The sequence below is a fragment of the Phytohabitans maris genome, assembly GCF_031085175.1.
Taxonomy (GTDB): domain Bacteria; phylum Actinomycetota; class Actinomycetes; order Mycobacteriales; family Micromonosporaceae; genus Phytohabitans; species Phytohabitans maris.
Window position 1 is genome coordinate 58,551 of the sequence record NZ_JAVHUY010000041.1, and the last position, 12,561, is coordinate 71,111.

The following is a 12,561-nucleotide window of genomic DNA, read 5'->3' on the forward strand; positions in this document are numbered from 1 at the left end:
TCCTGCACAGGTGCGGTTCACAGGTGCGGTACGAGACTCGACATCTCGCGCACCATGCGGCTGTTGTGGCGGTCCGCGCCGGACATGTTCGCGCTCATGAAGACCTGGGGCGTCTCGCCGGCGCGCAGCTGGATGCCGAGCGCCTCGACGATGATCGCGTTGAGCAGCGTCATGCCGACCACAGTGGACGAAGGGCCGCAGGCGGGGAGGCCGGATCCCAGCTCCACGAGGGCGTCGCCGGGCGGGCAGTGGTTGTCCACCACGACGTCGGCGAGGTCGTGCAGCCGCGGGCCGGGCCGCTCGATCGAGGTCGCGTACCGCCGGGAGGTGATCGCGATCAGCGGCACGCCCCGCTCCCGCCCGACGCCGGCCACCTCCAGCGGCAGCGGGTTGGCGCCGGAGTTGGAGGCGATCAGGAGCACGTCCCGGCCACCCTCCAGCCGGTACCCCTCCAGCAGCGCCTCGGCGTGCCCCTTCTCCCGTTCCAGCACCGTGCTGCGGACCGCGCCCTCGTGCAGCATGTGCGGTCCTTTGAGGATCGGGCAGACCCGCACGGCGCCGCCGGCCCGGTAGAACGCCTCCTCGCCGAACATGTGCGAGTGCCCGCTGCCGAAGACGTAGAAGACGCCTTCCCGGGCGAAGGAGTGGGCGACCAGCTCGGCGGCCTTCTGGATCGCGGGCAGCTCCTCCTCGACCGCGGCGGCGAGGATCTCCCGCACGCCGAGCGCGTAGCGGGCGCCGGTCACCCCTTCTCCCCGGGCGGTCATTTGACGGCTCCCGCGGTCAGGCCGCCGACGAAGTAGCGGCCGGCGAAGAGGAACGGCACGATCGCCGGGATGACCGTGCAGACGGTGCCGGCCATCAGCAGGCCCCAGTTCACCGTGTACTGGCCCATGATGGCGCTCAGTCCGATGGGGAGCGTCTTGAGGTCGTCGCTGACCAGAAGCTGCGAGGCGAAGACGAACTCGGTCCAGGAGAAGACGAACGCGTAGACGCCCACTGTGGACAGGCCGGGGCGGAGCAGCGGCAGCACGATGCGGAACATCATCCGTACCGGGCCGGCGCCGTCGACCGCCGCCGCCTCGTCGATGTCGCGCGGGATCGCGAAGAAGAACCCGCGCAGCAGCCAGGTGCAGAACGGCGCGGTGAACGCCACGTTCACGATCACCAGCGCGTTGCGGGTGTCGACCAGCTGGACCTTGGCGAACACCTGGTACAGCGGGACGAGCAGCAGCGTGCCGGGGATCATGTACGCGACCAGGATCAGCCCGGCCACCTTGTTGCCGCCGGGGATGCGCAGCCGGTACAGCCCGTACGCGGCCGCGAACGACACGAGCATCGTGAAGAACGCGGTCAGCAGCGCCACGATGAAGCTGTTGGTCAGGTAGGACGGGTAGTCGGTGGCGGTGAAGAGCTCCCGGAAGTTCTCCAGCGTCGGGTGCTCGGGGAAGATCGTCGGCGTGCTGCGCAGGATCTCCTCGCGGTCCTTGAACGCCGACATCGTGATCCAGTAGAGCGGCCCGAGCACCATCACGGTCAGTGCCGCCATCGCCAGCAGGCGGGGCACCCGGTGCCACCGCAGGGCGGTCGTCACTGGTCCTCCTTCGGCCTGGCCACCCGGATGTAGAAGAAGGCGAGCGCGGCGAGCAGGATGATCGTCACGACGCTGACCGCGGCCGCGTCGCTCGCCTGGAACTCGTTGAACGCCTTGTTGTAGATGAAGACCGGCGCGGTGGTGGTGGCGTCCGCCGGGCCGCCCTTCGTGACCAGGTAGATGGAGTCGACGATGTTGAACGACCAGAGCGAACCGACCAGGCCGAGCGCGAAGAGCACCGGCTGCAGCAGCGGAAACGTGATCCGCCAGAACGTCCGCCAGGCGTTCGCGCCGTCCACCCGGGCGGCCTCGTAGATCTCCCCCGGGATCGTGCGCATCGCGCCGTAGATGACGACCGCGCCGAGCGGAAACCAGTGCCAGCTGTTCATCAGGATCAGGGCCGGCATGGCCAGCGCGCTGTCGCCGAACGGGCTGCCCAGCCCGTCGATGCCGACCGCGCTCGCCGCCTTGGGCACGACGCCGTAGTTGCTGTTGCTCAGCCACTGCCAGATGACCGCGACCGCCACGGTGGGGATGACCCACGGGAAGAGCGTCCAGGTGCGCGACGCCCGCGCCCAGCGGCCGTTGCCGCCGATCACCAGGGCGGTGACGAACGCGATGACGGTCTGCACGACCAGGTTGCCGACCAGCCAGATGCCGGAGCGGCCGATGGCGGCCCAGAACTCGCCGTCGCCCAGGGCCCGCCCGTAGTTCTCGAAGCCGACGTAGGTGGAGTTGCTGCCGACCACGCCCTGGTCCTGGAAGCTGAGCAGCACCGTGTTGAGCAGTGGGTAACCGATGACGCCGACCATCAGCAGCACGAGGGGGGCCACGAGGGCGTACCCGAGCAGGTGCCGGGTCCACGGCCGCCGATGCCCAGCGGCCCGGGCGCGCAGGGCGACGCCCTGCACACCCGGGACTGCGCTGCGCCCGCTCATCGCGAGACTGCCTCCTGCATCTGCTGCTGGCCCCACTTGACCGCGGCGGCCGGCGACTCACCGTTGCTGTACACCCGCTGCACGACCTGGGCCAGGATGTTCTGGCCGGAGACCTTGCCGATCGAGTCGACGTACTGCCCGTCCACGAAGCCGAACAGCCCGCCGGTCTTGGACTGCTCGAGCATCGCGTCGACGCAGCCCTGGTACTTCTTGATCACCTCGTTGTCGGTCCACGACGGGGCCGTGGCGCCGTCCTCGGTGAGCGGGAGGAACAGGCCCGGCTCGGCGTTGAGGAACTGGCCGTAGTTCTCCGGCTTCAGCACGAAGCGCAGGAAGTCCTCCGCGCCCTTGGCCCGCGCGTCGTCCGGGGAGAGCACCATCGCGGCGTTCGAGTAGTAGATGCTGCCCGGCTGGCCGCCGGTGTCGGCCTGCGGGATCGGCGCGCAACCGAGGTCGCTCGCCGGCCGCCCGGACTCCTTCTCGAACGGCGCCAGGTACTGGCCCTTCTCGATCGCCATCGCCGCCGCGCCGCTGTTGAACGCGGCCTGCGGCTCGCCCCAGGAGTAGTTGCCGGCGTCGCTCGGGGACTGCTTGAGCAGGTCGGCGTAGAGGCTGAGGGCGGCGACCGTCTGCGGCTTGTCGAAGGCGACCTGGCCGCTGTCGGTGAAGAAGTTGCCCGCCCCGCCGGTGAGCATCAGGCTGTAGATCACCTGGTCGGTGGCGAGGTTCTTGCCGGCCGGCACGGCGATGCCCTTCTGGTTGCCGCTGGTCAGCTTCTTCGCGTCGTCGAGCAGCTGGCTCCAGGTCTTCGGCGCCTCGGTGATCCCGGCCTTGGCGAACAGATCCTTGCGGTACCAGAGCATCTGGACCATGCCGTAGAGCGGCACCGCCCAGTACTGGTCGTCGTCGCGGTACGCGGCCTTGGCCGCGTCGCCGAACGTGTGCTCCTTGTCCAGCTCCTCCACCAGCGAGGTCACCGGGCGGACCGCGCCCAGCGGCCGGACGTAGGTGGTGAAGTCGGGGATCGTGAACAGGATGTCGGGCTGGGTCTTCGACTGCACGGCGCTGGAGATCTTGGTGTAGATCTGGTTCCAGTCCTGGACCTGCGCCTGCACCTTGTACTCGGGGTTCGTCGCGTTGTACGCGTCGATGACCTTCTGGAACGCCGCGACGCGGTTGGGCGGCTGCTCCATGTGCCACAGCGTCAGCGTCTTGTCGCCGTCGCCGCCACCACTGGGACCGCTTGAGCCGCCACACGCGGCGACCGGCAGGACGACCGCGAGGGCGAGTGCCGCAACAGCGGCTCTTCTCACCTTTCGTAACCTCATGACGGAATCTTCTCCTTTCGCGACCTTTTATGTTGATCGTCGCGACCCGGTGTGTCCCGGGAGATCGACAGACCTCGACCAGCGGGCTAGACGAGTGCTAGAGCTTTGGAAGCTTGTTTCGGAGAGTACAGTTGCGGTCTAGACCGGGTCAACGGGCCGAAGGTCACAAGCTGGCAAAGGAGCAGGTCGCGCTCCCATCGACGGACGCGGTCCGCGCCGGCACAGACTGATACGGGATGATCACGCCATGCCAACGCCGAAACACGTGGCGATCACGAACGCCCTCCGCGAGGAATGCCGGGACCTCCCCGCCGGCTCCCGGCTGCCGTCCGAGAAGGACCTCGCCACACGGTTCGAGGTCAGCCGCATGACGGTCCGGCAGGCGCTGGACGCGCTGGTCACCGACGGGCGGGTCGAGCGGGTACCCGGCCTGGGCACCTTCGTGCGCCGCCCCACCGTCGCGATGGGTCCCGGACTCACCTCGTTCACCGAGGACATGCGCGGGCGCGGCCTGCGCCCCAGCTCCCGCCTGATCGCGCTGGAGGACATGCCCGCCCCGGCCGACGTGGCCGACGACCTCGGCGTCGCCGCCGCCAGCCGGGTCATGCGCCTGGAGCGCCTGCGGTTCGCCGACGACGAGCCGATGTGCCTGGAGGAGGGGCACCTGCCCATCCGCTTCGAACGGCTGCTGGCCGGCGCCGACCTGGAGGGCTCGCTGCACCAGGTCCTCGCCTCGGCCGGGGTGGTCGTCACCTCCGCCCACCGGCGGGTCCGGGCGGCCGTCGCCCTCTCCCGCGACGCCCAGCTACTCGGGCTGCCCGCCGGCGCACCCGCCCTGGAGATCATCGACGTCTTCTTCGACGCGAACGGGCGTGCCGTCCAGCGCGCCCACTCCCGCTACCGTGCCGACCGGTACGAGGTCATGTCCGACCTCCGCCGCACCCCGACGACCCACCTGGAGAACCAATGACCTGGACCGCGCACACCTCGGCCGACCTGCCCACCCCGGCCGGCCCGTACAGCCACGTGATCGACGCCGGCGCGTTCGTGTGGACCGCGGGGTTCGGGCCGCAGGACCCGGCGACCGGCGAGATCCCCGAGGGGATCGCCGCGCAGACCGAGCGGGTCATCGACAACGTCGAGCGGGCGCTGCGCACCGTCGGGCTCGGGCTCCGCGACGTGGTCAAGGCCACCGTCCACCTGCAACACCTGGACCGCGACTTCGCCGCCTACAACGAGGTGTACGGCCGCCGCTTCCAGCCGCCGTACCCGGTGCGCACCACGGTCGGCAGCACGCTGGCCGGCATCCTGGTCGAGATCGACGTGGTCGCCGTACGCCCCGGGGCGCCCAGCGAGCGCGATCAACACAGCCCCGCGCCCGGCGGGCGGAGCTGACCGTGTCCGCCGTCCCCCTCCTCGACTCGGTGTGGCTGGTCGGCAGCGGCACCCACCCGGACGCGCTGACCGACCCGCACGACTGCCACTGCTACCTGATCTGGGACGGGGCCGGCGGGCTGCTCGTCGACACCGGCACCGGGCTGGGCACGCGGCGGTGGCTGGCGGCCGTGGCCGAGGTATGCGACCCGCGGGCCCTCACCGGCGCCGTCCTCACCCACTACCACGCCGACCACGCGGGCGGTGCGGCCGCCGCCCGCGCCGCCGGCATCCCGCTGCTGGCCGGCGCCGAAACGGCCGAGGCCCTGGCCACCGGCGACGAGGTCCGCACCTCGCTCGCGGTCGCCCGCACCGCCGGCGTCTACCCGGACGGGTACCGGCTGGCCCCGGCCACGGTCGACCGCGTCCTCGCCGGCGGCGACACGATCGCCGCCGGTGGCCTGCGGGTCGAGGTCGTGGCCGCGCCCGGGCACTGCGACGGCCACCTCGTCCTGCTGCTGTCCACCGGCGGCCGCACGATGCTCTTCAGCGGCGACTGCCTCTTCGCCGGCGGCCGGGTCAGCATCCAGGCGCTGCACGACTGCCGCCTGGACCGGTACGCGGAGACGGTCATCGGGCTCGCCGGCCGCGACGTCGACACCCTGCTGCCCGGCCACGGCCCGTTCGTGCTCGACGCGGCCCGGCCCGACATCCAGGCCGCGGCGCGCTCGTTCCGCCGGCTCGTCCCACCCCCGAACGTCCTCCAGCCCGACTGAGCGCCCGTCTTTCAGCCCGGCCGCGCGCCCGTCTTTCAGGCCGACTGGGCGTCTGCGGCCGGCCTTTTCAGGCCGGCGGCCGCGGCCCGACGTCCTCGGGCCGACTGCGGGCGTGCTCAGGCTGGTTGGGCGTCCGCCGTCCGGTAGCCGTACAGGTCGTAGGAGAGGGCGCCAGCCAGGTACCGCCGACGGGCCTCGGCCTCCGTCGCCTCGCGCCGCCGGCTCGCCGCCAGCACGGCGTCGAGCCGGTCGGCGGCCACCACGACCGCGCCGTCGCCATCCAGGACCACGGCGTCCCCGGGGTGGATCACCGTGCCGCCGACCACGACCGGTACGTCCACCGCGCCCCGGTGCGCCTTCGTCGCGCCGCGCACCCGGATCCACCGGGCCCAGACCGGCAGGCCCAGCTCGCGCAGCGCGTCCGCGTCCCGCACCGAACCGTTGACCAGCACCCCCGCCGCGCCGCGGGTCTTGAGCTGGGTGGCCAGCAGGTCGCCGACGAGCGCCACGGGCACCGGACTGTCCATTGTGAGCACCACGACGTCGCCCGGCTGGGTGCGGGCGGCCACCTCGTGCACGGCGCGGTTGTCCGCCGGCCCGCAGACCGCGATCCGGGCCGGCCCGGCGGCCGCACTGCCCGGGACCAGCCGGACGAGCTCCTCGTCGACCAGCCCCTGGCGGCCGGACGCCTCGTACACCGTCGCCACGCCGAGCCGGGCCAACTCGTCGTACCGGTCACTCATAGCGTTCCCACCACGTTCGGCACGATCCGCTGGAACGCCTCGGCCTGGCGGATCGCCTTGTCGCCGGTGACCTTGCGGGCGTGGTTGGCCCGGTGCTCGGCGCGCTCGGTGTAGTACTGCTGGAGGTACGACTGCGCGCTCATCGCCGACATGGCCTTGACCTTCGCGTCGAAGACCTCGGTGATGTCGACGAAGACCGACGGCACGAAGCCGCACAGGTCCGGCTGGTGCGGCTCGAAGACCAGGAACTCCGAGGGCGGCGCGGTGCGAAACCCGGCCTCCACGACCGCGCCGGAGGTGAGCAGCCGGGCCTGGGCCGCCACCCGGTACGCCACCGGGTGGTCCGGGTTGAACGGGTCGTTCGCCGGATGGGTGAGCACGACGTGCGGCGCGAACTCGCGCATGAGCTCGGCGAGCCGGTCCACGTCCGCGGGGCCGGCGTTCAGCGGGTAGTCACCGAGGTCGAAGCACTCGTAGCTGGCCCCCACCGCCTCTGCGGCGGCGGCTGCCTCGCGGTGGCGGATCCGCTTGACGTTCTCGACCGTCTGCCCGGGCTCCTTCCACAGCTCCCCGGACTCACCGCGTTCCCCGTACGAGAGCGTCACCACCCGGGCCTCACCGCCGGCGAGGGTGTGCTTGGCGATGGCACCGGCGGCGCGCCAGACGAAGTCGGCGCTGTGGGCTCCGACGACGAGCATTCTGCGTACGGTCACAGGTATCAAACCTTTCGTAGGGGTCAGTTCTCGGCCAGCGAGGCGAGCCACCGGCGGGTGGCTGCCATGACCCAGGCGGGCTGGCCGAGCTCGGTCAGGTAGTCGACCGCGTCGTCGACCTCGTGGATCCGCCGCGCCGCGTGCACCCGGCTGCCGTCGATCAGCCGGTCGACGAGCTGGCCGGCGTCGCCGGAGAGTTCGCCGACGACCTGCGCCCGCAGCCACTCCCGTTCCCCGGCGGCGGCCGCGGCCCGGTCGCACTCCAGCAGCACCGCGGCGAGGCCTTTCATGAAGACGCTGCGCAGCAGCTTGCGGCCGGCCGCCGCGCCCGGACCGCCGGGGACGGCCTGCACCGGCACGCCCGCGGCGCGCACCAGCACGGCGAACCGCTCGGCCGCACCGCCGCTGGCCATCAGCGGGGTACGCGCGCCGCGCCGGCCCACCGGGGCCAGCACCGCGACGTCGGTGAAGGCGACACCCGCGGCCTCCGCCAGCCCGGCGAGTGTCCTCTTCAGACCCGGCGAACCCGTGTTGAGGTCGGCGTAGACGGCGTGCTCCGCGCAGTGCGGGAGGGCCTGGCGGGCGACCTGCTCCGCGGCCGCGGCACCCACCAGGCTGATGACGAGGTCGGCCGCGGCGACGGCTTCCCGCGCGGTCGGCACCTGGGTCGTCGACCCGCCGTCCAGCCGCACGTACGGGTCGAAGCCGCGCACGCGGTAGCCCGCCTCCGCCAGGTCGCGGGCGTAGATCCGCCCGGCCTCGCCCAGCCCCATCACCGCGACCGCCGTCACGCCACCGCGCCCCCTCGGGACCTCCCCGCCGGATGATCATTGACAAAATTGTTAGCAATCTCGTGGGCAAAGTCAACCGGTGTTCGGGTGGACGAGCAGGCCCGGCCGGGCCGTCCAGGGACCTTCCGGAGTGATCGAAGCTCCCGTCAAGTCGCGCGAACGGCGTGAACGGAGCTTCGATCACCACCCCCGACTACGCCGCGACGTCCGCCTTGGCGGCGGCGAGCAGGCGGGAGTTGACCACCGCCATCGTGTGCACCTCCGGCTCGCCGAACCCGGCCTCCAGCAGGCGGTCGGCGAAGAGGGCCAGGCCGTCCTCGACCGGCGGGTTGAACGGCTGCCCCAGGTCACTGGAGAGGATCGAGTGCTCGGGGCCGACCGCCCGGATGTTGGCGAACATGTCCTCCCACGCCACCTTCCCGGTGTACGGCGTGGTGAAACACCGCTCCAGCAACGCCCCCGCCTCGACCAGCTCCCGCTGCCGCGCCACCGGCAGGCGCTGTGAGGTGAACTCGGGGTGGGTGACGACGATCCGGCGTACCCCCTCCTGCGCCGCGGCCCGGACCACGGCGAGGATCTCGTCGCCGCTCAGGTGCCCGGTGGCGAGCACGAGGTCGTGCCGGGCGATGACCCGCAGCACCTGCCGTACCCGGTCGAGCACCCGCCCCTCGGCGTCGACCACCTCGACCACGTCCGGCGCGATGCCCTGGGCCCGCAGGTCGGCCTGGAGCGCGCCCCACATCGCCGGCTTGGCGCCGGGCAGGTCGCTGGCGTGGCCGCGGCGCTGGTTGGCGGAGTCCACTGTGGGCATCCAGACGAACCGGGCGCCCTGCCGGCCGGCGATCTCGACCGCGGCCGGGTTCATGCCGCCCATCGAGCCGTTCAGCGTGACCGCGCCGAGCACGTCCACCCCGGGCACCACCTTGCGGACCACCGCCGCCCGCTCGGCGGTGGCCACGTAGTGCGACTTCACGACGAAGCCGGCGAGCCCCACCTCGGCGAAGCGGCGGGCCAGGTCGAGGTCGTCGATCCGGCGCTCCATCACGTCGGGGGCGATGTGCACGTGCGTGTCGTACGCCCCGGCGACGAGGGCGCGGGCACGTGGAGACGGGACGGGGTGCTCGGACATGCTGCTCCCTCGAGGGGTCGGGCGGCCGTCGCGGTGGGCTCAGGCCACACGGTTGGAGTTGGGCTGGCCGGACCGGCGCTTGATGGCCGTCGCGGTCTTGGCCAATGTGGACTCGACCTGCTGGAGGTGGTCGCGCATCGCGGCCTCGGCGGCGTCCGGGTCGCGGGCGGCGATGGCCTCCACGATCGCGGCGTGCTCGCCGAACGACGTGCCCGGCCGGTCGGGCACCAGGATCGTGCGGAACTGGAACCGGACCATGTGGGCGCGCAGGTCGGCGATGAGCCGGGCCACGGTCTCGTTTCGCGACGCGGCGATGATGGCCGCGTGCAGCTTGGCGTTTCCCTCCGAGTAGCCGAGCAGGTCGCCCTTGTCGAGCTTCTCCGCCATCCGGTCCAGCGCCCGGCGGATCGATGTGACCTCCCGGGCCGTCGCGTTGAGCGCGGCCTGGCGGGCGGTGAGCGCCTCCAGCACGGTGCGCGCCTGGAGTATCTCGACCGCCTCTTCCTCGGTCACCATCCGCACGTGCGCGCCGCGGTTGGGGGTGAGCACCACGAGCCCGTCCTGACCGAGCCGCACCAGCACGGTGCGCACCACCGCCCGGCTCACCTGGAGCCGCTCGGCGAGGGCCGCCTCGGTCAGCCGCTCGTTGGGCATCAACTCACCACTGTGGATCGCCTGCCGCACCTCCTGGTACGCCTCGTCGGCCGAGCGGCCCGGCGAACGCCGGGGAGATGTGCTCACAGCCCGCTCACCACTCGGAACGGACCGTCATTTCTATATGTCATGGCGGGTGCGGCCACGTCGTCTCGCTGAATCACCCCGCCACCTTACCGTGCAGCACGCCACCTGCCGGCGATCTTGACGTCAAGATTATCAACAATAATGGCTACGAGATTGTCGTCCTGTCGATCGCCATGAAACCGGCTTCCACCTGCGGAAACGCCGCCCGACACCGGCGGAGAGCCCTCTCTGGCATCACCAATTTGGCGGATTCGTGCGGTGACATGCACGGTTGGGTGCTCTACGATTCTCGACCGGGCGAGGCGCGGGTCGGCACGCACGCCCGTCGATCCTGTGTTGTCTCTCCACCCCCCGACAAGGTGCGCCGGCGACCCCCTCAACGCCGCGCGCGCCCCCCTCAACGTGTCGAAATCGGAGGCAAGATGTTCAAACGCTCGCGAGTGCTGGCAGCGGCACTTCTGGCCACAGCTCTGGTGGTGAGCGGTTGCAGTAGTGACGACTCCGCGGACGGCGGTGACAGCGCGGCCGGCGGCGAGCCCGACAAGGTCGCCTACATCACGGCTTTCGGCGCGGTCGGCCGGGACGCGTTCGTCTGGGTGGCCAAGGAAAAGGGCTTCTTCAAGGAGGCCGGCATCGAGGTCGAGATCAAGGAGGGCGCGGGCAACGTGCCGAACCTGACCGCCCTCAAGGCCGGCCAGGTCCAGTTCGGCGCGCTCGACTTCACCGGGGCGGTCATCCAGGCCGGCCGCGGCGAGTTCACCGAGTGGCGGGCGATCGCCGCCATCCACCAGCGCACGCTCCTCGCGGTCATGACCACAAAGGACACGAACATCGCGTCCCCGCGTGACCTGGCCGGCAAGACGATGGCCACCGGCGCCGGGTCGGTGACGGAGCTGCTCTTCCCGGCGTACGCCCAGCTCGCCGGCCTCGACCCCAAGACGGTGAAGATCCAGGGCGCGCAGACCACCGCGCTCAACGGCCTGATGGCCAGCCGGAGGGTCGACGCGCTCGGCACCTTCCTGCTCAGCCGGGGCGCGCTGGCGACCGTGTCGAAGAAGGAGGTCGTCGTGCTCCCCTACAGCGACTACCTCGGCGACCTCTTCGGCAACGCCATCATCACCACGCCGAAGCTCATCCAGGACGACCCAGACCTGGTGCGCCGCTTCACCGACGCCGCCCTCAAGGGACTCCAGTACAGCCTCGACAACGCCGAGGAGGCCGCGACCATCCTCAACAAGGTGAAGCCGAGCTACACCGTGGCCGCCGGCAAGGGCGAGATCGACGCGATGGCGCCGTACGTGCCGCCGAACGGAGGCGCCAAGATCGGCAGCATGGACGAGGGACGGGTGGCGCGGACCATCGCCATCCTGCAGGGTGCGAAGCTGATGCCGGAGGGATTGACGCCGGCGAAGGTCGCCGACTTCACCTTCGTACCGAAGACCTGACCGCGCCGCCTCACCGGCTCGGTAGCCGGTGCCGGACGCCTTTGTCGGGAGGCGCCCGGCGCCGGTGATCCGGCCGGAGCATGGCGGGACGACGTCGCTGGAGGGGCTCGGCGTCCCGCCATGCTCCACCCTGACCGGAAGAACGACACGATAGCGCCAAGCCACCCTCCTGTCCGACCACCCCCTTGGAAGCCGCCTTGACTAAGAGATCTCGAGCGTCGTCGCGCTGGTCGAACGCCGGACTGCCCGCGCTCGGTGCCGTGCTGGCCATCGCCATCTGGTGGCTCGCCACCGAAGCCTTCGACGTCGACCCGTTCTTCCTGCCCGGTCCGCCCGACGTCGTCGACGCCTTCGGCCGGCTCCCCGGCTACCTGCTGCGCGAGACCTGGGTGACCCTGCTGGAGACGCTCATCGGGTTCGGCATCGCCGCGGCCGGCGGGCTGGTCATCGCGGTGGTGCTGGCCGCCTCCCGGACCGTCGAGCGGATGACCCTGCCACTGATCGCCGGCATCAACGCGGTGCCGAAGGTCGCGCTCGCGCCGCTGCTGCTGGTCTGGATCGGCTTCGGTTCCCAGCCGAAGATCGTGATGGTCGTCCTGCTCTGCTTCTTCCCGATCATGATCTCCACCATGGCCGGGGTCACCAGCACCCCCAGCGACCTGGGCGAGCTCGCGCACTCGCTCTCCGCGTCGTGGTGGCAGACGTTCCTGAAGGTCCGGCTCCCGTGGGCCCTGCCCCAGGTCTTCGTGGGCCTGAAGGTGGCGACCTCGCTCGCCATCATCGGCGCGATCATCGGCGAGGTCATCCAGCCGGACCGGGGCCTCGGCTCGGTGGTCGTCAGCTCCGGCCAGTCCGCCGACACGCCGCTCGCGTTCGCCGCGCTGACCCTGCTCGCCGTCATGGGGGCCACCCTCTTCTACCTCGTGGCGGCGCTCGAACGGATGCTCGTGCCGTGGGCCAAGGCGGTCTCGTCATGAGCCGGACACCCC

14 protein-coding genes are annotated in these 12,561 nt (G+C 71.3%); 5 read left to right on the forward strand and 9 right to left on the reverse strand.

Going from position 1 to position 12,561, the window contains the following annotated elements; translation table 11 throughout:
• Window positions 1–17: 17 nt before the first annotated feature.
• Genes RB614_RS33260 through RB614_RS33275 form a run of 4 tightly spaced genes read right to left on the reverse strand, consistent with a single transcriptional unit; the run spans window position 18 to window position 3,845 of the window.
• Window positions 18–767 (reverse strand): SIS domain-containing protein, encoded by a 750-nt coding sequence (locus RB614_RS33260; protein WP_308716662.1) that lies wholly within the window; start codon window positions 765–767, stop codon window positions 18–20.
• Window positions 764–1,594: a carbohydrate ABC transporter permease gene (locus RB614_RS33265; RefSeq protein ID WP_308716663.1), complete on the reverse strand. Its 831-nt coding sequence runs from the start codon at window positions 1,592–1,594 to the stop codon at window positions 764–766. The genes RB614_RS33260 and RB614_RS33265 overlap by 4 nt, the downstream gene beginning before the upstream one ends.
• Window positions 1,591–2,532 (reverse strand): carbohydrate ABC transporter permease, encoded by a 942-nt coding sequence (locus tag RB614_RS33270; RefSeq protein WP_308716664.1) that lies wholly within the window; start codon window positions 2,530–2,532, stop codon window positions 1,591–1,593. The genes RB614_RS33265 and RB614_RS33270 overlap by 4 nt, the downstream gene beginning before the upstream one ends.
• Entirely contained in the window at window positions 2,529–3,845 is a 1,317-nt protein-coding gene (locus tag RB614_RS33275) for an ABC transporter substrate-binding protein (protein WP_308716666.1), read from the reverse strand. The genes RB614_RS33270 and RB614_RS33275 overlap by 4 nt, the downstream gene beginning before the upstream one ends.
• Window positions 3,846–4,107: 262 nt before the next feature.
• Between RB614_RS33275 and RB614_RS33280 the strand changes: the two genes are divergently transcribed.
• Genes RB614_RS33280 through RB614_RS33290 form a run of 3 tightly spaced genes read left to right on the forward strand, consistent with a single transcriptional unit; the run spans window position 4,108 to window position 6,010 of the window.
• Window positions 4,108–4,830: a GntR family transcriptional regulator gene (locus RB614_RS33280; RefSeq protein WP_308716667.1), complete on the forward strand. Its 723-nt coding sequence runs from the start codon at window positions 4,108–4,110 to the stop codon at window positions 4,828–4,830.
• On the forward strand, window positions 4,827–5,255 hold the full coding sequence (locus RB614_RS33285) for a RidA family protein (protein WP_308716668.1): 429 nt from the start codon (window positions 4,827–4,829) through the stop codon (window positions 5,253–5,255). The genes RB614_RS33280 and RB614_RS33285 overlap by 4 nt, the downstream gene beginning before the upstream one ends.
• A 2-nt stretch (window positions 5,256–5,257) precedes the next feature.
• A complete protein-coding gene (locus RB614_RS33290) occupies window positions 5,258–6,010 on the forward strand; it encodes an MBL fold metallo-hydrolase (RefSeq protein WP_308716669.1) in 753 nt (250 codons plus the stop codon).
• Between the two features lie 116 nt (window positions 6,011–6,126).
• On the opposite strand, the gene RB614_RS33295 is transcribed toward RB614_RS33290, so the two are convergent.
• From RB614_RS33295 to RB614_RS33315, 5 genes are all read right to left on the reverse strand, one after another.
• Entirely contained in the window at window positions 6,127–6,753 is a 627-nt protein-coding gene (locus RB614_RS33295; protein ID WP_308716670.1) for a 4-carboxy-4-hydroxy-2-oxoadipate aldolase/oxaloacetate decarboxylase, read from the reverse strand.
• Window positions 6,750–7,466 (reverse strand): PIG-L deacetylase family protein, encoded by a 717-nt coding sequence (locus RB614_RS33300; protein WP_308716671.1) that lies wholly within the window; start codon window positions 7,464–7,466, stop codon window positions 6,750–6,752. Before RB614_RS33300 ends, RB614_RS33295 begins: the two co-directional genes overlap by 4 nt.
• A gap of 23 nt (window positions 7,467–7,489) precedes the next feature.
• On the reverse strand, window positions 7,490–8,257 hold the full coding sequence (locus RB614_RS33305; protein ID WP_308716672.1) for an NAD(P)-dependent oxidoreductase: 768 nt from the start codon (window positions 8,255–8,257) through the stop codon (window positions 7,490–7,492).
• A 193-nt stretch (window positions 8,258–8,450) separates the two neighbouring features.
• Window positions 8,451–9,386: a DUF6282 family protein gene (locus tag RB614_RS33310; protein ID WP_308716673.1), complete on the reverse strand. Its 936-nt coding sequence runs from the start codon at window positions 9,384–9,386 to the stop codon at window positions 8,451–8,453.
• Window positions 9,387–9,425: 39 nt separating this feature from the next.
• Complete coding sequence (locus RB614_RS33315; protein WP_308716674.1) at window positions 9,426–10,127, reverse strand: GntR family transcriptional regulator; 702 nt, start codon at window positions 10,125–10,127, stop codon at window positions 9,426–9,428.
• A gap of 476 nt (window positions 10,128–10,603) precedes the next feature.
• On the opposite strand from RB614_RS33315, the gene RB614_RS33320 reads away from it, so the two are divergent.
• Window positions 10,604–11,572 (forward strand): ABC transporter substrate-binding protein, encoded by a 969-nt coding sequence (locus RB614_RS33320; protein ID WP_308716675.1) that lies wholly within the window; start codon window positions 10,604–10,606, stop codon window positions 11,570–11,572.
• Between the two features lie 197 nt (window positions 11,573–11,769).
• Window positions 11,770–12,549, forward strand: coding sequence for an ABC transporter permease (locus RB614_RS33325; protein WP_308716676.1), 780 nt, complete (start codon window positions 11,770–11,772; stop codon window positions 12,547–12,549).
• Window positions 12,550–12,561: the final 12 nt, after the last annotated feature.